This window comes from Kocuria sp. CPCC 205231 (genome assembly GCF_040980965.1).
GTDB lineage: Bacteria > Actinomycetota > Actinomycetes > Actinomycetales > Micrococcaceae > Kocuria > Kocuria rosea.
This window is the reverse complement of the sequence record NZ_JAVKPP010000007.1, coordinates 1-18,695: the sequence shown is the minus strand read 5'-3', so window position 1 is coordinate 18,695 and position 18,695 is coordinate 1. Positions and strand designations below refer to the sequence as shown.

20 protein-coding genes and 1 pseudogene are annotated in these 18,695 nt (G+C 74.8%); 15 read left to right on the top strand and 6 right to left on the bottom strand.

Features of this window, described 5'->3' with window-relative positions; translation table 11 throughout:
• The first annotated feature begins 18 nt into the window (after positions 1-18).
• The 15 genes from rpsP to RF640_RS08770 all read left to right on the top strand — a co-directional run bounded on the left by rpsP (position 19) and on the right by RF640_RS08770 (position 12,293).
• Entirely contained in the window at positions 19-453 is a 435-nt protein-coding gene (gene rpsP, locus RF640_RS08840) for a 30S ribosomal protein S16 (protein WP_368827529.1), read from the top strand.
• A 2-nt stretch (positions 454-455) separates the two neighbouring features.
• Entirely contained in the window at positions 456-698 is a 243-nt protein-coding gene (locus tag RF640_RS08835; protein ID WP_017833757.1) for an RNA-binding protein, read from the top strand.
• A 139-nt stretch (positions 699-837) separates the two neighbouring features.
• Positions 838-1,476 (top strand): ribosome maturation factor RimM, encoded by a 639-nt coding sequence (gene rimM, locus RF640_RS08830; protein WP_095650546.1) that lies wholly within the window; start codon positions 838-840, stop codon positions 1,474-1,476.
• Positions 1,476-2,294 carry a tRNA (guanosine(37)-N1)-methyltransferase TrmD gene (trmD, locus tag RF640_RS08825; RefSeq protein WP_368827526.1) on the top strand — a complete coding sequence of 273 codons (819 nt, stop codon included), beginning with the start codon at positions 1,476-1,478 and terminating at the stop codon, positions 2,292-2,294. The genes rimM and trmD overlap by 1 nt, the downstream gene beginning before the upstream one ends.
• Positions 2,295-2,489: 195 nt before the next feature.
• A complete protein-coding gene (gene rplS / locus RF640_RS08820) occupies positions 2,490-2,894 on the top strand; it encodes a 50S ribosomal protein L19 (protein WP_017833754.1) in 405 nt (134 codons plus the stop codon).
• Positions 2,895-2,910: 16 nt separating this feature from the next.
• Positions 2,911-3,591 carry a signal peptidase I gene (lepB, locus tag RF640_RS08815; protein ID WP_368827522.1) on the top strand — a complete coding sequence of 227 codons (681 nt, stop codon included), beginning with the start codon at positions 2,911-2,913 and terminating at the stop codon, positions 3,589-3,591.
• 62 nt (positions 3,592-3,653) lie between these two features.
• A complete protein-coding gene (lepB, locus tag RF640_RS08810; protein WP_017833752.1) occupies positions 3,654-4,559 on the top strand; it encodes a signal peptidase I in 906 nt (301 codons plus the stop codon).
• Positions 4,549-5,322 (top strand): ribonuclease HII, encoded by a 774-nt coding sequence (locus tag RF640_RS08805; RefSeq protein ID WP_368827520.1) that lies wholly within the window; start codon positions 4,549-4,551, stop codon positions 5,320-5,322. The genes lepB (RF640_RS08810) and RF640_RS08805 overlap by 11 nt, the downstream gene beginning before the upstream one ends.
• Entirely contained in the window at positions 5,319-5,663 is a 345-nt protein-coding gene (locus RF640_RS08800; RefSeq protein WP_017833750.1) for a DUF2469 domain-containing protein, read from the top strand. The genes RF640_RS08805 and RF640_RS08800 overlap by 4 nt, the downstream gene beginning before the upstream one ends.
• Positions 5,664-5,775: 112 nt before the next feature.
• The gene (locus RF640_RS08795) at positions 5,776-6,144 is read left to right on the top strand and encodes a YraN family protein (protein WP_035929827.1); all 369 of its coding nucleotides are present in this window, start codon (positions 5,776-5,778) and stop codon (positions 6,142-6,144) included.
• A 174-nt stretch (positions 6,145-6,318) separates the two neighbouring features.
• Complete coding sequence (locus RF640_RS08790; protein WP_368827517.1) at positions 6,319-7,509, top strand: hypothetical protein; 1,191 nt, start codon at positions 6,319-6,321, stop codon at positions 7,507-7,509.
• A gap of 165 nt (positions 7,510-7,674) precedes the next feature.
• Positions 7,675-9,246 (top strand): YifB family Mg chelatase-like AAA ATPase, encoded by a 1,572-nt coding sequence (locus RF640_RS08785; protein WP_109222452.1) that lies wholly within the window; start codon positions 7,675-7,677, stop codon positions 9,244-9,246.
• A gap of 65 nt (positions 9,247-9,311) precedes the next feature.
• A complete protein-coding gene (gene dprA, locus RF640_RS08780) occupies positions 9,312-10,520 on the top strand; it encodes a DNA-processing protein DprA (RefSeq protein ID WP_368827515.1) in 1,209 nt (402 codons plus the stop codon).
• Positions 10,521-10,529: 9 nt separating this feature from the next.
• Positions 10,530-11,480: a tyrosine recombinase XerC gene (locus RF640_RS08775; RefSeq protein ID WP_368827513.1), complete on the top strand. Its 951-nt coding sequence runs from the start codon at positions 10,530-10,532 to the stop codon at positions 11,478-11,480.
• 309 nt (positions 11,481-11,789) lie between these two features.
• Positions 11,790-12,293 (top strand): DUF3145 domain-containing protein, encoded by a 504-nt coding sequence (locus RF640_RS08770; protein WP_031283140.1) that lies wholly within the window; start codon positions 11,790-11,792, stop codon positions 12,291-12,293.
• Positions 12,294-12,445: 152 nt separating this feature from the next.
• Here the strand turns inward: RF640_RS08770 and RF640_RS08765 are convergent, their stop codons facing one another.
• The 6 genes and pseudogenes from RF640_RS08765 to RF640_RS08740 all read right to left on the bottom strand — a co-directional run.
• Positions 12,446-13,705 carry a beta-ketoacyl synthase gene (locus RF640_RS08765; protein ID WP_017833743.1) on the bottom strand — a complete coding sequence of 420 codons (1,260 nt, stop codon included), beginning with the start codon at positions 13,703-13,705 and terminating at the stop codon, positions 12,446-12,448.
• A gap of 111 nt (positions 13,706-13,816) precedes the next feature.
• Positions 13,817-14,062 carry an acyl carrier protein gene (locus RF640_RS08760; RefSeq protein ID WP_017833742.1) on the bottom strand — a complete coding sequence of 82 codons (246 nt, stop codon included), beginning with the start codon at positions 14,060-14,062 and terminating at the stop codon, positions 13,817-13,819.
• A 208-nt stretch (positions 14,063-14,270) separates the two neighbouring features.
• On the bottom strand, positions 14,271-15,338 hold the full coding sequence (locus RF640_RS08755; protein WP_035929841.1) for a beta-ketoacyl-ACP synthase III: 1,068 nt from the start codon (positions 15,336-15,338) through the stop codon (positions 14,271-14,273).
• A gap of 111 nt (positions 15,339-15,449) precedes the next feature.
• Positions 15,450-16,364, bottom strand: a complete 915-nt coding sequence (locus RF640_RS08750) for an ACP S-malonyltransferase (RefSeq protein WP_035929846.1) — start codon at positions 16,362-16,364, stop codon at positions 15,450-15,452.
• Between the two features lie 78 nt (positions 16,365-16,442).
• Positions 16,443-17,717, bottom strand: a complete 1,275-nt coding sequence (locus tag RF640_RS08745; protein WP_109244281.1) for a CdaR family transcriptional regulator — start codon at positions 17,715-17,717, stop codon at positions 16,443-16,445.
• A gap of 111 nt (positions 17,718-17,828) precedes the next feature.
• Positions 17,829-18,695: pseudogene (locus RF640_RS08740) on the bottom strand (pyruvate dehydrogenase (acetyl-transferring), homodimeric type); the annotation flags it as partial.

Genomic DNA, 18,695 nt, shown 5'->3' with positions numbered 1-18,695 from the left:
CCAGGAGAGTCCACACCAGTGGCTGTTAAGATCCGTCTCAAGCGCATGGGCAAGATGCGCGATCCCCGTTACCGCGTCGTCGTCGTCGACTCCCGCAAGAAGCGCGACGGCCGCGTCATCGAGGAGATCGGCAAGTACCACCCGACCGAGCACCCCTCCTACATCGAGGTCGTCTCGGACCGGGCCCAGTACTGGCTCGGCGTCGGCGCCCAGCCGTCCGAGGCCGTCGCCGCCATCCTGAAGGTGACCGGCGACTGGCAGCGGTTCAAGGGCGAGGAGGGCGCCGAGGGCACCCTCCGGACGCGCGAGCCCAAGGCCGAGTTCGTCGCCCCCGACAAGGGCTCCGTGATCGTCCCCGAGGCGATCACCCCCAAGGGCGAGAAGGCCGAGCCGGCCGCCCCCGGTGCCGAGTCCGACTACGCCCCCGCGGCTGACGCCGAGAAGGCCGAGTAGTCATGCTCGCCGACGCGTTGGAGCACCTGGTCCGCGGGATCGTGGACAGCCCCGATGACGTCGACGTCCGTGTCAAGAGCGGGCGCCGGTCGGAGACCCTCGAGGTCCGGGTGCACCCGGACGACCTCGGGCGGGTCATCGGCCGCCAGGGCCGCACGGCCAAGGCGCTGCGCACCGTCGTGGGCGCACTCGCCGAGGACGGCCCGGTCCGGATCGACGTCGTCGACACCGACCGCACCCGCTGAGGCGCGCACCGGGCGCCCCGGCGTCCGGTCCCGCCGCCCGCACGGTCCCCGCATCCGCACCGGATGCGGGGACCGTCGGCTTTTCCCCGCCACCGCACCCCTCCCCGCGGCCACCCGGCCGCCGACCCCCAGGAGATCCATGAAGGTCCAGGTCGCCCGCGTCGGCAAGCCCCACGGCATCCGGGGGGAGGTCACCGTGCAGCTGTTCACCGACGCCCCGGAGGAGCGCTTCGCCCCCGGCGCCCGGCTGCTGCTCGAGCCGTCCGTCCCCCTCGCCCCCGAGGGCGTGGTCACCGTGCGCGGGGCGCGCTGGAACAAGGCCGTGCTCGTGGTGGCCCTCGAGGAGGTCCCCGACCGCAACGGGGCCGAGACCCTGCGCGGAGCCCACCTCTACGCCGAGGCGCTGGAGGAGGACCCCGAGTCCGACGAGTGGTACGAGCACGAGCTGGTCGACCTCGAGGTGCGCACCGGCCCCGAGGACGGGTCGGGCCCGCGGATCGGCGTGGTCACCGGGCTGCGCACCCTGCCCGTCCAGGACCTGCTGGAGATCGAGCTCGACGAGGGGCGGCGCGAGGCCGTGCTCCCCTTCGTCGAGGAGATCGTCCCGGTCGTCGACCCCGAGGGGGGCTTCGTCGTGGTGACCCCTCCGCCGGGGCTGCTCGAGCTCGGCCTCGACGACGGGAAGCCCGACGAGGGGAACGACGACGACGGGAACGGCGACGCCGTGAACCCCGGCACCGGGGACCCCGCGGACGAGGCGACGGAGGGCGGGCGCTGATGCGCATCGACGTCGTCAGCATCTTCCCCGAGTACCTCTCCGCCCTGGACCTCTCCCTGATCGGCAAGGCCCGGCAGCAGGGCCTCCTCGAGCTGACCGTGACGGACCTGCGCGAGTTCACGACCGACCGGCACCGCACCGTGGACGACACCCCCTACGGCGGCGGGGCCGGCATGGTGATGAAGCCGGAGCCGTGGGCCGCGGCGCTCGGCGCCGTCCTCGGCGGCGGACCCGCGCCGGCGGGGGAGCGGCCGGTGCTGGTCGTGCCCTCCCCGGCCGGTGAGGTCTTCACTCAGGCCACCGCCCGCGAGCTGGCCCTGCGGGAGCACCTCGTCTTCGCGTGCGGGCGCTACGAGGGCATCGACGAGCGCGTGGTCGACTGGTCCCGCGAGCACTTCGAGGTCCGCCCCATGAGCCTCGGCGACTACGTCCTCAACGGCGGGGAGGTCGCCGTGCTCGCCATGGTCGAGGCCGTCGGGCGCCTCGTGCCCGGCGTGCTCGGCAACCCCGAGTCCCTCGTGGAGGAGTCCCACGCCGACGGCCTGCTCGAGTACCCCGTCTACACCAAGCCCGCGCTGTGGCGGGACCGGCCGGTCCCCGAGGTCCTGCTCTCCGGCCACCACGGCCGGATCGCCCGCTGGCGGCGGGACCGCCAGCTGCAGCGCACCGCCGCCCGCCGCCCCGACCTCGTCGCGTCCCTCGACCCCGCCGGCCTGGACCGCGCGGACCGCGCCGTCCTGGCCGAGGCCGGGTGGGTCGTCTCGGGCGGACACGTGGTGCGCGCCGGGGACGGCGCCTCCGGGGAACCTGTGGCATAATGTTCAGCTGTGTGTCTGCTGGGCACGCCCCTGCCGCAGGGGGATGAGCGACCAACAGCCGGACACCCGGGACCCCGAACAGGGCTCCCGTCACCACGTCTTGCGGATCCCGCACCCGGACCGGGCACCGCCCCGCCACCACGGATCCGTGCCGACCCACGTGAGCGACCTGCGGCGTTCACCAGGAGAGTCACCATGAACATTCTCGACCAGCTCGACGCCAAGTCGCTGCGCAGCGACGTCCCCGACTTCCGTCCGGGCGACACCCTCAACGTGCACGTCAACATCGTCGAGGGCAGCCGCTCCCGCGTCCAGGTCTTCAAGGGCTTCGTCCTCGGCCGCCAGGGCGCCGGCGTGCACGAGACCTTCACCGTCCGCAAGGTCTCCTTCGGCGTGGGCGTGGAGCGCACCTTCCCGGTGCACTCCCCGGTCATCGAGAAGATCGAGGTCGTCACCCGCGGTGACGTCCGCCGCGCGAAGCTCTACTACATGCGCGACCGCCACGGCAAGGCCGCCCGCATCCGCGAGAAGCGCGACAACACCACGGCCAAGTCCTCGAAGTCCGGCAAGGCCGTCAAGTCCGGCAAGTCCGGCAAGTAGGACAGCGCGCGCTTCGGTGTCCACCGGAACCCGCGCACGGGACCCCCGCGCCACCGGGTCCCACGCCGTTCGGCGAGAACGCCAGCCCCGTGCTCGGGGCTGGCGTTCCGTCGTCCTCGCCCTCCTGGCGGCCGTGCTGGTCACGGGTCTGCTGCGCGCCTTCGTGCTGGACGTCTACTGGATCGGGTCGGACTCGATGCAGCCCACGGTCGAACCGGGGGACCGGGTGCTCGTGGGCAAGCTCGTCGACGAGGACGCTCTCGAACGGGGCGACCTCGTGGTCTTCGACGGGCGGGGCAGCTTCGCCCCGCTGCACAGCGACGACCCGTGGCCCGTGCAGGTCCTGCAGACCCTCGGCCGGTGGAGCGGGCTCACCGGCTCGGACAGCGTGTACCTCAAGCGGGTCGTCGGCACCCCCGGGGACACCGTCGCCTGCTGCGGTCCCTCCGGCCGCCTCGAGGTCGACGGCGAGGAGATCGTCGAGGACTACGTCCTCGACGGGGACCGGCCCAGCGAGGTCGAGTTCACCGCGGTGGTCCCGGAGGGCAGGCTCTGGCTGATGGGCGACCACCGGTCGGTGTCGGTGGACTCGCGCAGCCTGCTCGGCGCGCCCGGTGGCGGACTGGTCCGAGCGGATAAGGTCATCGGAGAACCCATTGCTGTTCTGTGGCCCCGGGACCGGGCCGGGCAGCTCTGACGCGATCCGCACGGATCCGGATCCGGACGCCCACAGGCGTCCGCCCAGGAAGGACGAGAGCAGTGGCCGACAGGACCCAGCCCGCCGGCGACGGCGTGCCCCAGGAGAACCACGGCGTCCACGGTGACGCCGCCGTTCCCGTCCCGGCAGCGCCCACCGCCGACGCGGAGCGCGCCAGCGCACCCCTCGACGGCGCCGAGGACGGGCCGGACCAGGCGTCGTCGCGCCGCGCGGGCCGGCGCTCCTCCGACCGGCGCTCCCGCAAGAAGCGCCCCGACACCTTCTGGGGCTCGGCGCGGGAGATCCTCCTCGTGCTGGTCTGGGCCGTGCTCATCGCGTTCGTCGTGAAGACCCTGTTGGTGCGGGGGTTCTACATCCCCTCCGGCTCGATGGAGAACACCCTCCAGCTCAACGACCGCATCTTCGTCAACGTGCTCGAGCCCACCTTCGGCCCGCTCGAGCGCGGGGACATCGTGGTCTTCGAGGACGCCAAGGGCTGGCTGCCGGCCCAGCCCGACAGCGGGGGCGGGCCGACCGACGCCGTCTACGACGCCCTGGCCTTCGTCGGCGTGCTGCCCGACCGCACCGACCAGCACCTCATCAAGCGCGTCATCGGGGTCGGGGGCGACACCGTGGCGTGCTGCGACGCCTCGGGGCGGGTCACCGTCAACGGGGAGGCCCTCGAGGAGCAGGACGCGTACCTCCACCCCGGGTCCGCGCCCTCGGAGCTCGAGTTCGAGGTCGAGGTCCCCGAGAACCACTACTTCGTGCTGGGCGACCACCGGGACGCGTCCGCCGACGCCCGGGTGCACCTGGCCGAGATCGCGGACAACGGCGCGTTCATCAGCCACGACGACGTCGTCGGGACCGCGTTCGTCATCGCCTGGCCGCTGGACCGGTTCCAGCTGCTGCAGAACCCGGACGAGGTCTTCGCCGACGTCGCCGACCGGTCCGCCGGTGGCTCCTGAGCCCCGGCCGGGCCGGCGCGCGGCGCCGCCCCGGGGCGGGGCCCCGGGGCTCGTCGTCGAGCGGTCCATGCAGGAGCCGGACGGGCGGCTCGTCGGCGGGATGGACGAGGTGGGCCGCGGGGCCCTCGCCGGACCCGTCACCGCCGGGCTGGTCGTCCTGCGACCCGGGACCGGGCGCGGGGTCCCCGGGCTGCTGGACAGCAAGCTGCTCACCCCTGCACGGCGAGAGGCGCTCGTCCCCCGCATCCTCGCCTGGTGCGCGGCCGCCGGCGTCGGCCACGCCTCGCCGCAGGAGATCGACGGACTCGGGCTGACGGCCGCGCTGCGCCTGGCCGGACACCGGGCGATCGCGGCCGCGGCGCGGCGGGGGACGCCGCCCGACGTCGTGCTCCTCGACGGCGCGCACGACTGGCTCTCGGAGCCCGGCGCCGGGACGCTCTTCGGAGACCCCCCGCCCACGGCGGACGGCCTCCCGGTGCACGGGTGGGACGGACAGGTCGTGACCCGCGTCAAGGCCGACCTGACGTGCGCGTCCGTCGCCGCCGCCAGCGTGCTCGCGAAGGTCGAGCGGGACCGGGTCATGGGCGAGCTCTCCGCGGGCTGGCCGCAGTACGGTTGGGACAGCAACAAGGGCTACGGCGCCGTCCGGCACCGCCGCGCCCTCGAGGAGCACGGGACCACGCCGCACCACCGGCTCAGCTGGCGGCTCACTCAGGCGCCGCCCGCGGCCGCGCCGAGCACGATCGGAGACGGGACGACATGAGCGCCGAAGAACTCGAGAACTTCGAGACGGACCTCGAGCTGCAGCTGTACCGCGAGTACCGGGACGTCGCCGGGCTCTTCCAGTTCGTGGTGGAGACGGACCGCCGCTTCTACCTGGCCAACTCGGTCCGGGTCGAGCCGGTCGAGACGAAGAACGGGCTGTACTTCGACGTGGAGCTCAAGGACGCCTGGGTGTGGGACGTCTACCGCTCCGCCCGCTTCGTGAAGCACGTGCACGTCATGAGCTTCAAGGACGTCAACGTGGAGGAGCTCGCCCACGCGGACCCTTTCGCGGTGCCGGGTGCCGCCGGGCCCGTGCCGGAGGGGCCCGCGGCCCCCTGATCCGCCCTGCACACGGCCCCTGGGGCCCCTCGGCGGGGGACCGGCGGGGCGCACGATGAGGGCACCCGACCGGCCGCCGCCGGGACGGCGCCGCCGAGCAGGGAGGTGTCCCGTGTCCGAGGGACTGGGCGCGCGCGGCGAGCAGCTGGCGGCCGCCCACCTCGAGGCGCGGGGGTACCGCGTCCTGGAGCGCAACTGGCGCGCACGGCCCTCCCGGGACGGACTGCGGGGGGAGGCCGACCTCGTCGCGGAGCACGAGGGCTGGGTGGTCGTCGTCGAGGTGAAGACCCGCTCGAGCCTGCGGTACGGGCATCCGTTCGAGTCCATTACGCGGCAGAAGATCGTCCGTCTGCACCGCCTGGCGGCCGCCTGGGCGCGGGCCCACGACCGCGACCCCCGGGTGGTCAGGGTCGATGCCGTTGCAATTACTTTCGCACACGGCGGAGGGCCGGAGATCGAGGTCCTGCGGCAGATCCAATGAGACGCGGCGCGCCCGGGCCCGCGTGACATGCCTCGTGCGACGTGCCAATGTTGAACCGTCGATGACCGGGAGTAACGACGGAGGTGTGCTGTGGTCGCTGCGGGACCGCTCGCCGCTCCACGACGCGCTGCGGCTCTCGCGGCGGCTGTCGCGCTGACCGCCACCGGGTGCGGCGTGCTGAAGGCCCCGGAGCCCGACGCGATCGCGCAGCCGGGCACCGTGACCACCGCGCCCAGCGGTCTCAGCCCGGGCCCGTACGCCCTCACCACCGACGAGGGCGCGGTCATCACCTTCGACCTGCCCACCGTGCCGGCCCCCGACGACGACGTCGAGCAGCTGCGGCGGGACCTGAGCGTGGAGCCGGTGGTCTACGTGGAGCTGCACATCGACAACACCGAGGGCACCCGCACCGTCCAGATCGACGACCTCAAGGTGATCAGCCACGAGGGCGGGCAGTTCCCGTTCGAGCCGGTCGCCGAGGTCCTCTCGGACTGGGACCCCAACCGCTCCGGGGAGGGCGGCTTCTGGGGCGCCGACGGCTCCCCCCTCGACCCGCAGGAGGGCGCCCGGCTCGACGCCCGCACGCACGAGCTGATCGCCCAGTACACCGGCGCCGTGCCGGTCGGCGCCACGGGCCGGGAGCTCATGGTCGGCGACTTCGAGAAGCTGCCGAAGACCTTCGACGACATCGAGCTGTCCCCGTACCCCAACGACCGGTCACAGGACCCCGCCCCGGTCGGGCACGGGCCCGAGCAGCGCCAGTACCGGGCCGGGGTGCCGAAGCCGGCGCCCCGGGAGCGGATCGAGGCGGAACCGGCGCCGGCACCGGCGGCACCCGAACCCGCCCGTCCCGCCGCGCAGCCGCCTCGCGTGCCTGCCGCGCCGGTGCCGGCCGAACCCGCACCGGCCCCCGAGCCCGAGCCCGAGCCGGCGGCGCCGCAGCCGCCGGTGGAACCGGCGAACCCCCAGCAGCCGGTGGACCCGGTGATCCCTCCCGTCGTCCCTCCCGTCATGCCTCCCGCGGAGCCGACGCCGGAGCCCACGCCGACGCCCGTTCCCCCGGTCGCGCCACCGCCGGAGGAGACCATGCCTCCCGCCGAGAACCCCGCCAGGGGCGAGGTCGCCACCCCCGGGGCCACCGCCGGCGCCTCGGCCTCGCCCTCGCCGAGCACCTCCAGGCGCTGGAACTGGCCCCCGCGCCCGGAGTCCACGCCGACGCCCGCGCCGTCGGCCTCGACCACCGCTCCGTCGCCCCCTCCGTCCCCCACGGCGACACCCACCCCCACGGCCTCCACGGGCGCTCCGTCACCGGCCGCGACGCCCGGGCCGTCACCCTCGCTCCCCAGCGGGGCCGAACTGGCCTGAGCCGGCGGACTTCTCCACCGTCGGGCGGGCGACACCGCCGCGCTCCGCCGGCACGGCACAGTCTGGGAACGAGGAGGTTCCCATGCACCGTCGTCGTCCCCTTCCGTTCCCCGTCCCCGGGCGCCGCCCCCGGGACCCCGTCGCGCCCGCCACCGGGGTGCGCTGATGGGCTTCGCACGCACCTGGGCGGTGGCCCTGGTCGGGCTCGACGGGTCGATGGTGGAGGTCGAGGCGGACATCGGGCAGACCCTGCCCGCCTTCTCCATCGTGGGGCTGCCGGACGCCGCGCTCAACGAGGCGAGGGAACGGCTGCGGGCGGCGGCGCGCAACAGCGGGATGCCCCTGAGCCCGCGCAAGCTCACGGTCAACCTGACCCCCGCGACGCTGCCCAAGCGGGGATCCCTCTTCGACCTCGCCATCGTGATGAGCGCCCTGCAGGCCGCCGGTGACGTGCCCGCAACCGGACGGACCGTCTTCCTGGCCGAACTGGGCCTGGACGGGGCGCTGCGGCCGGTGCGCGGCATCCTGCCGGCGGTCATGGCCGCCGTGCGCGCCGGGCACGAGCGGATCGTCGTCCCGGCGGCCAACGCGGCGGAGGCGGGGCTGGTCCCCGGCGCACGGGTGGAGGGCTTCCGCTGCCTCGCCGACGTGCTCGCCGGCGCCGGGGCCGATCCCGCCGGTCTGTGCCGGCCGGCACCTGCCGGGTCCGTCCCGGGCGGGGCAGCGCCGGGCCTGCCCGGGACGGACGGCGTGGGGACCCACCCCGCACCCCGCGCCGCACCGGATCTCGCCGACGTCGCCGGGCAGACCGACGGGCGCCTGGCCCTGGAGATCGCCGCCGCCGGCGGGCACCACCTGCTCATGGTGGGCCCACCAGGATCCGGCAAGACGATGCTCGCCGAGCGGCTCCCGGGCCTGCTGCCGGACCTCGAGGACGACGCCGCGATGGAGGTGACGGCCGTCCACTCGCTCAACGGGGCCGCCGGGCGGTGCACCGCCCTGATCCGGCGCCCTCCCTTCGAGGCGCCGCACCACACCGCCTCGGCGGCCGCCCTGTTCGGGGGCGGGTCCGGGATCCCGCGCCCCGGTGCCGCCTCCCGGGCGCACCGCGGCGTCCTCTTCCTCGACGAGGCCCCCGAGTTCGACCGTGGGGTCGTCGACGCGCTGCGCCAGCCCCTCGAGAACGGCCGGGTCGTGATCGACCGGTCCACGGCCTCGGCGGTCTATCCGGCCCGCTTCCAGCTGGTCCTCGCGGCGAACCCCTGCCCGTGCGGGCAGGCCGGGGGCCGGGGCGCCGACTGCACGTGCACCCCACGGATGCGCCGCAGCTACTTCGGCAAGCTGAGCGGTCCGCTGCTGGACCGGGTGGACCTGCAGATCGCGGTGCCGAAGGTCTCCTACGGCGAGCTCGCCGCCGGGGCGGGACAGGGGGAGAGCACGGCGGAGGTCGCCGTGCGCGTCGCCCGGGCGCGGGCGGCCCAGGCGGAGCGTCTGCGCGGCCTGGGGCTGCGCACGAACGCCGAGCTCGGGGGCAGCCTCCTGCACGGTGCCCTGCGTCCCCCGCGCCCGGTCACCGCCCCGCTGGAGCGGGCCATGGACCGAGGCTCGCTGACCGCCCGAGGGCACCAGCGGGTGCTCCGGGTCGCCTGGACGCTGGCCGACCTGGAGGGCCGGGGCGTCCCGGTGCTCGACGACGTCGACACCGCGCTGTACTTCCGCTCCCTCGTCCCGGCCTGAGCGCCGCCGCATCCGCCCCGTCCCGCCCGTCCCGCCCCGACCCGTCCGCGACAGGAAGGCCCGCCATGCACTCCGCCCCGCCCGGCACACGCTCCGGCCACGACCCGCTGCTGCTGGCCCGCGCCGGGCTGTCCCGGCTCGTGGAGCCGACCGACGCCACCGCCATGCTGCTGCTGGCGGCGCTCGGACCGGTCGCCGCGCTCGAGATCGCCACGGGGACGCGCCCCATCGGCGCCGGGGAGCACCCGGTGTTCGTGCGGGCGGCCGCCGAGGCCGGGTACGGTCCCCGGCAGGTCGACCTCCGGCGCGCCCTGGCCCGCTGGGCGCCCCGGGCGGCGGACCTCGACCCCTCCGCCGACCTGGGGATCGCCGCCCGGGCGGGAGCGTGGTTCGCGATCCCCGAGGACCCCGACTGGCCGGCGGCGCTGGCCGACCTGGGCCTGTTCCAGCCGGTGGGCCTGTGGGGCCGCGGCGACCGGCGGCTCCTCGGCTTCCCCGCCGCCCGCTCCGTCGCCGTCGTCGGCTCCCGGGACTGCTCGACCTACGGCCGGCAGGTCGCCCTGGACATCGCCGGCGCCCTGGCCGCCCGCGGCTGGACGGTGGTCTCCGGCGGTGCCCACGGCATCGACCAGGCCGCCCACTCGGCCGCGCTGGCCACCGGCACCGCGCACCCGCCCACGGTGTCGGTCATGGCGTGCGGGATCGACCGCCTCTATCCTCCGGGCAACCACGAGCTGCTCCACCGGGTCGAGGCCGCCGGGCTGCTGCTGGCCGAGGCCGCCCTCGGGTGCACGCCCAGCCGCTACCGCTTCCTCCAGCGCAACCGGATCATCGCAGCCCTCTCCGCCGGCACGGTGGTGGTCGAGGCCCGGTGGCGGTCCGGGGCTCAGAACACGGCCCACCACGCGGACGGGCTCAGCCGCCCGGTGGGCGCGGTGCCCGGCAGCGTCCACGCCGGCACCTCCGCCGGCTGCCACCGGCTGGTGCGGGAGGGCACCGCCGTCCTGGTCACGGACGTCGACGAGGTGCTCGAGCTCGTCCAGCCCCTCGGGACGGCGCCGGCGCCCGACCGCCCCGCCCCGGCCTCCGTCGTCGACGGGCTCTCGGACCGGGACCGCGTGCTCCTCGACGCGCTGCCCCTGAGGGTGCGCAGCCGCCCGGACCACCTGTCCCGCGTCGCCGGCCTGTCCGTCCGCGAGGTGCTGGGCGGGCTGCGCCGGCTCGAGGAGCGCGGCCTGGCGGAGGGGGCGGGGGAGGGGTGGCGCCGCCGCTAGAATCGCCGCATGACCTCCGACGCCGCCCCGCTGCCCACGGCCGTGGTCCGGGCCCTGGAGCGGTACACGGACCACCTGGTGCACGAGCTGGCGCGCAGCCCCCGCACCGTGGACGCCTACACGGGCGACCTCCGTGCCCTCTTCACCTGGCTGCACGCCCGGTACGGGGTCGCCGCGCCGGCCGCCGTGGACCTGGAGATGCTCCGGGCCTGGCTGGCCACCCGGCACGCCGAGGGGGCGGGCCGCTCGTCCATGGCCCGCTGGACGGCGTCGGTCCGCGGTTTTTTCGGCTGGGCCGCCGGCACCGGCCTGGTGGGCGCCGACCCCAGTCTGCGGCTCGTCGCCCCGCGCCGCCGGCGCCACCTCCCGGACGTCGTGCCCGCCGACGGGATGCGCGAGCTGCTGGACGATCTCGCGGCCCGCTCCACCGAGCCCGGGACCGCGGGGGTGGAGGGCGCGCTCGTCGCCCGGGACCGCGCCCTCCTCGAGCTGCTCTACGCCACCGGTGCGCGGGTGGGCGAGCTCACGGGTGCCGACGTCGACGACGTCGACCGCTCCCGCCGCGTCCTCACGGTGATCGGCAAGGGCGACAAGCAGCGCACGGTGCCCTTCGGCCGCCCCGCCGACGACGCGCTGCAGCTCTGGCTGGCCCGCCGGCCCGTGCTGGCCGCGGCGGGCAGCGGGCCGGCGCTGTTCCTCGGGTCCCGGGGCGGCCGGATCGACGCCCGACAGGTCCGGCGCGTCGTGGAGCGGGAGCTCGGCACCGTCCCCGACACCGCCGCCCGGGGTCCGCACGCCCTGCGCCACTCGGCGGCCACGCACCTCGTGGACGGCGGCGCCGACCTGCGCACGGTGCAGGAGCTGCTGGGGCACGCCTCCGTGGCGACCACCCAGATCTACACGCACGTCTCCGTGGACCGCCTGGGAACCGTCTACCGTCAGGCCCACCCCCGGGCCTGAGGTGCGCCGGGGCGGAGGATCGCGGAGCAACACGGCGTCCCGGGTTGACGCCCGTGGAATGTTTGCAGTTGAATGAGTGGCGTATTGTACTCGACGTCCCGGACACGGCAACACGCTCGGAGCCGGCCGGAACGACGGGTGCGGCACCCGGGCGACCGGACGCCGCGCGGGCCTCGAATCCCCGCGGCGGGACGCGAGCCCGGACAACAGCATCGTCCGGTCGCGGCACGCTCGCCGCGGCCCGACGGGTGGGACCGCTTCCGTGCAGGGCGTTGGGGAAGACGTACCTACACGACGGAGGAACAGGTCATGTCTGCACCCACCACGCGCGGAGTGCTCTACGTGCACTCGGCTCCGCGAGCGCTGTGCCCGCACATCCAGTGGGCGCTGGAGTCGGTCGCGCGCCAGCGCACGGAGCTCGAGTGGACCCAGCAGAACGCCGAGCCCGGTTCCGTGCGCGCCGAGCTGGAGTGGTCCGGACCCGCGGGGACCGGCGCCCTCCTCGCCTCGGCGCTGCGCACGATGGGCCGCCTCCGGTTCGAGGTCACCGAGAACCCGTGCCGCGGCCACGACGGCGCCCGCTGGTCCTTCACCCCCGACCTCGGGATCTTCCACGCGACCACGGACGCCGCCGGCAACATCATGGTCTCCGAGGACCGGATCCGCTACGCCTACGAGACGGCGGCCGGCAACCCGCTGCTCGTCATCAACGAGCTCTCCCTCGCCCTGGGGGAGGCCTGGGACGAGGAGCTCGAGCCCTTCCGGCACGCCGCGGAGGGCGCCCCGGTGCGCTGGCTGCACCGCGTCGGCTGAGCCCCCGCGGCCCCGCCCCGCCTCCGGGGGCACGGGCCCGCAGCGCGCAAGAGGGCCGTCCCGCGATCAGCGGGACGGCCCTCTTCCGTGCGTCCGAACGGTCCGCGCCCGGACGGGCTGCGCCCGACGGCGCGGGCGCGGCGGGCGTGCGCTCAGACGGTGCGGAACGCGGCGACCGCGTTGTGGCCGCCGAAGCCGAAGGAGTTGGACACGGCCACGAAGTCCCCGGAGGGAAGGTCGCGGGCGTCGGTGACGACGTCGAGGTCGATCTCCGGGTCCTGGTTCTCCAGGTTGATGGTGCAGGGCGCGGTGCGGTGGTGGACGGCCAGCACGGTGAGCACGGCCTCGACGGCGCCCGAGCCGCCGAGGATGTGGCCCGTCATCGACTTGGTCGCTGAGACGCACATGTCGTCCACCGCCGAGCCGAACGCCCGGCGCAGGGCGCCGGCCTCGGGGGCGTCGCCCTTGGGCGTGGACGTCGCGTGGGCGTTGACGTGCTTGACGTCGGCCGGACCGAACTCCCCGGTCTCCATGGCCTCCGCGAGGGCGCGGGCCGCCCCGCGGCCCTCCTCGTCGGGCGCGGTGATGTGGTAGGCGTCCGAGGTGAGGCCGGCGCCGGCGAGCTCGGCGTAGATCCGTGCGCCGCGGGCGCGGGCGTGCTCCTCCGACTCGAGGACCACGGCGCCGGCGCCCTCGCCCATCACGAACCCGTCGCGGGCCGTGTCGTAGGGGCGGGAGGCGCGCTCCGGCTCGTCGTTGCGCTTCGACAGCGCCTGCATGGAGGCGAACGCCGCGATGGTCACGGGGTGGATCGCGGACTCGGCGCCGCCCACCACCACGAGGTCCGCCTTGCCGGAGCGGATGAGGTTCATGCCCTGGTAGAAGGCCTCCGTGCCGGAGGCGCACGCGGAGACGGGCGTGATGGACGCGGCCCGGGCCTTGAGGTCCATGCCCACGGCCGCCGCGTTGCCGTTGGGCATCAGCATGGGGACGGTGAGGGGCATGACGCGCCGGGCGCCGCGCTTCTGGAGGGTGTCGTAGGCGTCCAGCAGGGTCCAGACCCCGCCGATGCCGGTGCCGAAGGCCACGGCGAAGCGGTCCGGGTCGACCTCCTCGGAGGTCTCTGCGTTGTTGCCGGAGAAGCCGGCGTCGGCCCACGCCTCGCGGGCGGCGATGACGGACAGCTGCCCGGAGGGGTCCAGACGCTTGGCCTCGACCCGGGAGAGCACCTCGCTGGCGGGGGTCGAGACGGGCGCGGCGATCCGCACGCCCAGATCGTAGGTGTCCACCCAGTCGTGCTCGATGGCTCTGACACCGGAGACGCCCGTGGTGGCGCTGCGCCACAGCTCGGGGACGGTGCCACCGATCGGGGTGGTGGCACCGAGACCGGTGACGACTACTTTGCGGGTCATGACTGCACTTCCTCGTGTCCTGGGGTGATGCGGCGGGCGGCCCGCCCGGTCGCGGGTCGGTGCGGCGCGGCGGATCCTGCGGTCCGCCGCGCCCCGCACCGACCGGCCGGATCAGGCCTGGGCGTTGTCGATGAAGTTGACGGCGTCCTCGACGGTCTTGAGGTTCTTGACCTCTTCGTCGGGGATGGTCACGTCGAACTTCTCCTCGGCGTTGACCACGATGGTCATCATCGAGATGGAGTCGATGTCGAGGTCCTCGGTGAAGGACTTGTCCAGCTGGACGGCCTCGGTCTCGAGGCCGGTCTCCTCGTTGACGATCTCGGCCAGGCCGGTCAGGATTTCCTCTTTGCTCGCCATGGTGGCTTCCTTTCTCTGCGGCTGCCGGAGCAGCCGGTGGTGACGTGCGCCCCGGGCAGGTGCCGGGTGCATCTGTCCCGGTCGGGCCGTGGGCCCGGACCGGGGGACATCGGGTGTGCGGTTCAACCCTACGACGACTCGCAGGGCCCCGCGGCGGCACCGACACGTGAGCAGGACCCCGGGGGCCCGGTCCGCGTGCCGGCGGCGGTCAGGGGAGGACGACGACCTGCGCCCCGTAGACGAGGCCGGCGCCGAAGCCGATCTGCAGCGCCAGCTTCCCGGACAGCTCCGGGTGCTCGGCGAGCAGGCGGTGCGTGGCGAGGGGCACGGACGCGGCGGACGTGTTGCCGGAGTCGGCGATGTCCCGGGCGATGACCACGGACTCGGGGAGCTTGAGCGTCTTGGCCATCTGGTCGATGATCCGCATGTTCGCCTGGTGGGGGATGAAGGCGCTCAGGTCCTCGGGCCGCACCCCGGCCACGTCCATGGCCTCCTGCGCGCGCTTGGCGACCTCCCACGAGGCCCAGCGGAAGACCGTCTGCCCGTCCTGGCGCAGGGTCGGCCAGAGGGTGGCGTCCTCGCGCACCGCGCCGGTCTCCGGGTCGAGGAGGTCGGGGGACTGGGCCCGCTCGCGCCCCTGCTCCACCGCCCGGATGTCGGTGAGCGGGTGGGTCATCCGGATGGCGTCCCACTTGGAGCCGTCGGAGCCCCACACGGACGGGCCGATGCCGGGGGTGTCGGAGGGGCCGATGACCACGGCGCCCGCGCCGTCGCCGAGCAGGAAGGAGATGGAGCGCTCGGTGTTGTCGATGACGTCGGAGAGCTTCTCCACGCCGATGACCAGCACGTAGTCGGCCGCGCCCGAGCGGACGAGCGCGTCGGCCTGGGCGACGCCGTAGCAGTAGCCGGCGCAGGCCGCCGAGATGTCGAAGGCCGGTGCCGGGGTGGCGCCCAGGCGGTCCGCCAGGGCCGCGGCGGCGGACGGGGTGAGGTAGGGGAAGGAGATCGTGGAGACGATGACCGCCCCGAGCTGCGAGGCCTCGATGCCGGCGGCGGCCAGCGCCTCGCGGGCGGCGTGCTCGGACATGTCGAGGACGCTCACGTCCTCGGCGGCGCGGTGCCGGGTCCTGATGCCGGTGCGCTGCTGGATCCACTCGTCCGAGGACTCGATCCACTGGCAGACGTCGTCGTTGGTCACCACCACGTCCGGGCGGTAGACGCCCAGGCCGAGGATCCGGGAGTGCGCGTTGGTCTGTTGCTGCTTCAGGGTCACCACAGGGGTCGTTGCTCCTTCGTGCGGCCGGGCGGGACGGACGGGCCGGCTGGGCGGGGCGGAACGGCTGCTCCGGCCTCGGGACGGGCGGCGCACGAGGTGCGCGCGCGGACGTCAGTCAAGAATACTCCTGGCCTGCTCCAGCTCCGCCGCGGAGTTCACGGCCAGGGCCGGGACGCCCTTCATGCCCCGCTTGGCCAGGCCGACGAGGGTGCCCGCCGGCGGGAGCTCGACGAGCTGCTCGACGCCGCGCTCCAGGAGCGTCCGCGTGCACAGGTCCCAGCGCACGGGCCGGCAGACCTGGGCCACGAGCGACTCGAGGTTGGCGGCGCCGCCGCTCACGGGCTCGCCGTCGGCGTTGGAGAGCAGCGGATGCACGGGGTCGGCGGGCGAGAGCCGGGGGACCAGCTCGTGCAGGGGCTCCAGGGCCGGGGCCATGTGCTCGGTGTGGAAGGCGCCGGCCACCTTGAGGGCGATCACCCGGGCGCGGGCCGGCGGGGCCGCGGCGAGGGCGGTCAGCTGCTCGAGGGTGCCGGCGGCCACGGTCTGCCCGCCCCCGTTGGCGTTGGCGGGCGTCAGGCCCGCGGCCTCGATGGCGGCGAGGACCTCGTCCTCCTTGCCGCCGAGCACGGCACTCATGCCGGTGGGGACGGCGGCGGCCGCCCGGGCCATGGCGTTGGCCCGGGTGCGCACGAAGGCCATGGCGTCGGCCTCGGTGAGGGCGCCGGCCAGGGCGGAGGCGGTGATCTCACCCACCGAGTGCCCCGCGAAGACCAGGTCGTCCCGGCCGGGGCCGATCCGGTCCCCGAGCAGCCGGCCCGCGACGAGGCCCGCGGCCACAATGAGGGGCTGGGCCACCGCGGTGTCCTTGATGGTGTCCTCGTCGGCCTCGGTGCCGTAGTGCACGAGGTCGAGTCCTGCGGCCTCGCCCAGCTCCTCGAGGTGGGCGCGGACGCCGTCGAGGGCGAGCCATTCGGTGAGGAAGCCGGGTTTCTGGGAGCCCTGTCCGGGGCAGACGATCGCGATCACCGCTACAGCTTCGCAAGGATGGGCCCCCGCGCGGTGGCCCGGAGGCCACCAAGCCCGGCGGCGGTGTTTGTAGGGATGCTACAAGACCGGTCCCACGGCGGGGGCGGAGGTGTCGATGGGGGCGCACGAGTCCGCGAGCCGGCCCGCCACGAGGGCGCAGTGCAGCACGAACGCGTCGCGGGGGACCAGGGGGTCCCAGCCGGTGAGGTCGCTGATCCGGCGCAGCCGGTAGCGCACCGTGTTGGCGTGCACGAACAGCTCCCGGGCGGTGGCCTCGAGGGAGTGGCCGACGGAGACGTAGGCGGACAGGGTCTCCACGAGCCCGGTCGCGGAGCGCGTCAGCGGGCGGTAGACCGACTCGATCATCGCCGTGCGCGCGCTCTCGTCCCCGGCCATGGCCCGCTCCGGCCACAGGTCCTCGGAGTGCACCGGGCGGGGCGCCGCGGGCCAGGCCGGCGCCACGGACAGGGCGGCGTGGGCGAGCCGGGCGGAGCGTCCCGCCGCGAAGACCGTGGGGGACTCCGGGCCGTAGGCCACCGGTCCCGGCCCGAACGCGGCGGCGAGCTTCTCGAGGGCGAGGTCCCGGTCGGACAGCCCTCCGAGGATGAGCACGAGCCGGTCGCCCTGGATGGAGACGAGAGAGTCCTGCGCGTGGCGGCCGGCGAGCCTGCGCAGCCGGGCCACGGTGGACGGGCCGGCGCCCTCGGGCGCGGAGCCCGTGAGCACGGTGACCGGGCCCGTCGAGGTCCAGCCCAGGGCCGCGACGCGGGAGCGCAGCGCGTCGGAGTGCTCCCCCCGGAGGATCCCGTCGACCACGAGGGACTCCAGCCGGGCGTCCCACGACCCGCGGTTCTCGGCGGCGCGGGCGTACACGTCCGCGGCGGCGAAGGCGATCTCCCGCGAGTAGCGCAGCACGGCCTCCCGCAGCGCGGCCTCGTCGTGGTGCTTGGCGAGCTCCGGGACCTTCTCCTCCACGACGTCCACGACGATCCGCAGCAGCTGCAGGGCGTGCTGGAGGGAGATGGAGCGGGTCAGGTCCGTGGGGGCGCCCCGGAAGACCTGGGTGAGCACCCACAGGGGCTCCTCCGGGTCCTCGTACCAGCGCACGAACGAGGAGATGCCCCGCTGGGCCACGAGGCCCAGCTCGGAGCGCTCGTCGGCGCGCAGCTCCTCGAACCAGCCGAGGTCCGTCTCGAGCCGGCGGGTCGCGACCGTGGAGATCGCGCCCAGGTTGGCCTTGAGGTTCTCGAGCGTCCTGGGGTGGGGCGGGGCGACGGGACGGTGCCGGTCGGTGGACCGTCTGCGCGAGGGGCGCAGCCAGCGCGTCGTGGTGTTCCCGTCCTGTCCAGCCATGCCTCCGAGCTTAGAGCACCGGATCGCCGCCCCGGACCCGGGGACGACGACGGCGCCCCGCCCACCCGGACGCGGGTGGGCGGGGCGCCGTGGTGCACCGGAGGGCTCGGCTCAGGCGTCGCCGCCGGCGTTGCCGGAGGTGCCGGCGGTGACGTCCTTGAGCGAGTACTTCTCGATCGCCTCGCCGGGAGCGCGCCAGTCGACCTCGCCGCGCTTGGCGAGCATCTCCAGGGCGCGGACCACCATGGAGTGGGAGTCGATCTTGAAGAACCGGCGGGCGCCGGCGCGGGTGTCCGAGAAGCCGAAGCTGTCGGCGCCCAGGGACGCGAACTCGTTCGGGACGAACTGGCGGATCTTGTCCGGCAGGTCCGCGCTGAAGTCCGAGACGGCCACGACCGGGCCCGTGGCCCCGGCCAGCTGCTGGGCCACGAACGGGGTCCGCGTCCCGTCGCCGGGGTTGAGGAACGCCTCCTTCTCGGCGGCCACGCCGTCGCGGCGCAGCTCGACCCACGAGGTCACCGACCACACGTCGGCGGAGACCCCCCAGTCCTCGGCGAGCAGCTTCTGCGCCTCGAGCGCCCACGGCACGGCCACGCCGGAGGCGAGCAGCTGCGCCCGGGGCCCCTCGTTCTCGGCGGGCTTGAGCAGGTAGATGCCCTTGAGGATGCCCTCGACGTCGACGTCCTCCGGCTCGGCCGGCTGCTGGTACGGCTCGTTGTAGACCGTCACGTAGTACATGACGTTGTGGTCCTCGTCGCCCGTGCCGTACATGTGCTCGAGGCCGCGCCGGACGATGTGGGCGATCTCGTAGCCGTACGCGGGGTCGTAGTGGATGACCGCCGGGTTGGTCGCGGCCAGCAGCGGCGAGTGGCCGTCGGCGTGCTGGAGGCCCTCGCCGGTGAGCGTGGTGCGCCCGGCGGTGGCCCCGATGATGAACCCGCGGGTCATCTGGTCGGCGGCGGCCCAGAAGGAGTCGCC

What these genes read in the sequence shown, in the direction of transcription:
- RF640_RS08835 (WP_017833757.1), top strand. Translation starts at nt 456, where the DNA reads ATGCTCGCCGACGCGTTGGAGCACCTGGTCCGCGGGATCGTGGACAGC.
- rimM (WP_095650546.1), top strand. Translation starts at nt 838, where the DNA reads ATGAAGGTCCAGGTCGCCCGCGTCGGCAAGCCCCACGGCATCCGGGGG.
- trmD (WP_368827526.1), top strand. Translation starts at nt 1,476, where the DNA reads ATGCGCATCGACGTCGTCAGCATCTTCCCCGAGTACCTCTCCGCCCTG.
- rplS (WP_017833754.1), top strand. Translation starts at nt 2,490, where the DNA reads ATGAACATTCTCGACCAGCTCGACGCCAAGTCGCTGCGCAGCGACGTC.
- RF640_RS08800 (WP_017833750.1), top strand. Translation starts at nt 5,319, where the DNA reads ATGAGCGCCGAAGAACTCGAGAACTTCGAGACGGACCTCGAGCTGCAG.
- RF640_RS08785 (WP_109222452.1), top strand. Translation starts at nt 7,675, where the DNA reads ATGGGCTTCGCACGCACCTGGGCGGTGGCCCTGGTCGGGCTCGACGGG.
- dprA (WP_368827515.1), top strand. Translation starts at nt 9,312, where the DNA reads ATGCACTCCGCCCCGCCCGGCACACGCTCCGGCCACGACCCGCTGCTG.
- RF640_RS08775 (WP_368827513.1), top strand. Translation starts at nt 10,530, where the DNA reads ATGACCTCCGACGCCGCCCCGCTGCCCACGGCCGTGGTCCGGGCCCTG.
- RF640_RS08770 (WP_031283140.1), top strand. Translation starts at nt 11,790, where the DNA reads ATGTCTGCACCCACCACGCGCGGAGTGCTCTACGTGCACTCGGCTCCG.
- RF640_RS08765 (WP_017833743.1), bottom strand. Translation starts at nt 13,705, where the DNA reads ATGACCCGCAAAGTAGTCGTCACCGGTCTCGGTGCCACCACCCCGATC.
- RF640_RS08760 (WP_017833742.1), bottom strand. Translation starts at nt 14,062, where the DNA reads ATGGCGAGCAAAGAGGAAATCCTGACCGGCCTGGCCGAGATCGTCAAC.
- RF640_RS08745 (WP_109244281.1), bottom strand. Translation starts at nt 17,717, where the DNA reads ATGGCTGGACAGGACGGGAACACCACGACGCGCTGGCTGCGCCCCTCG.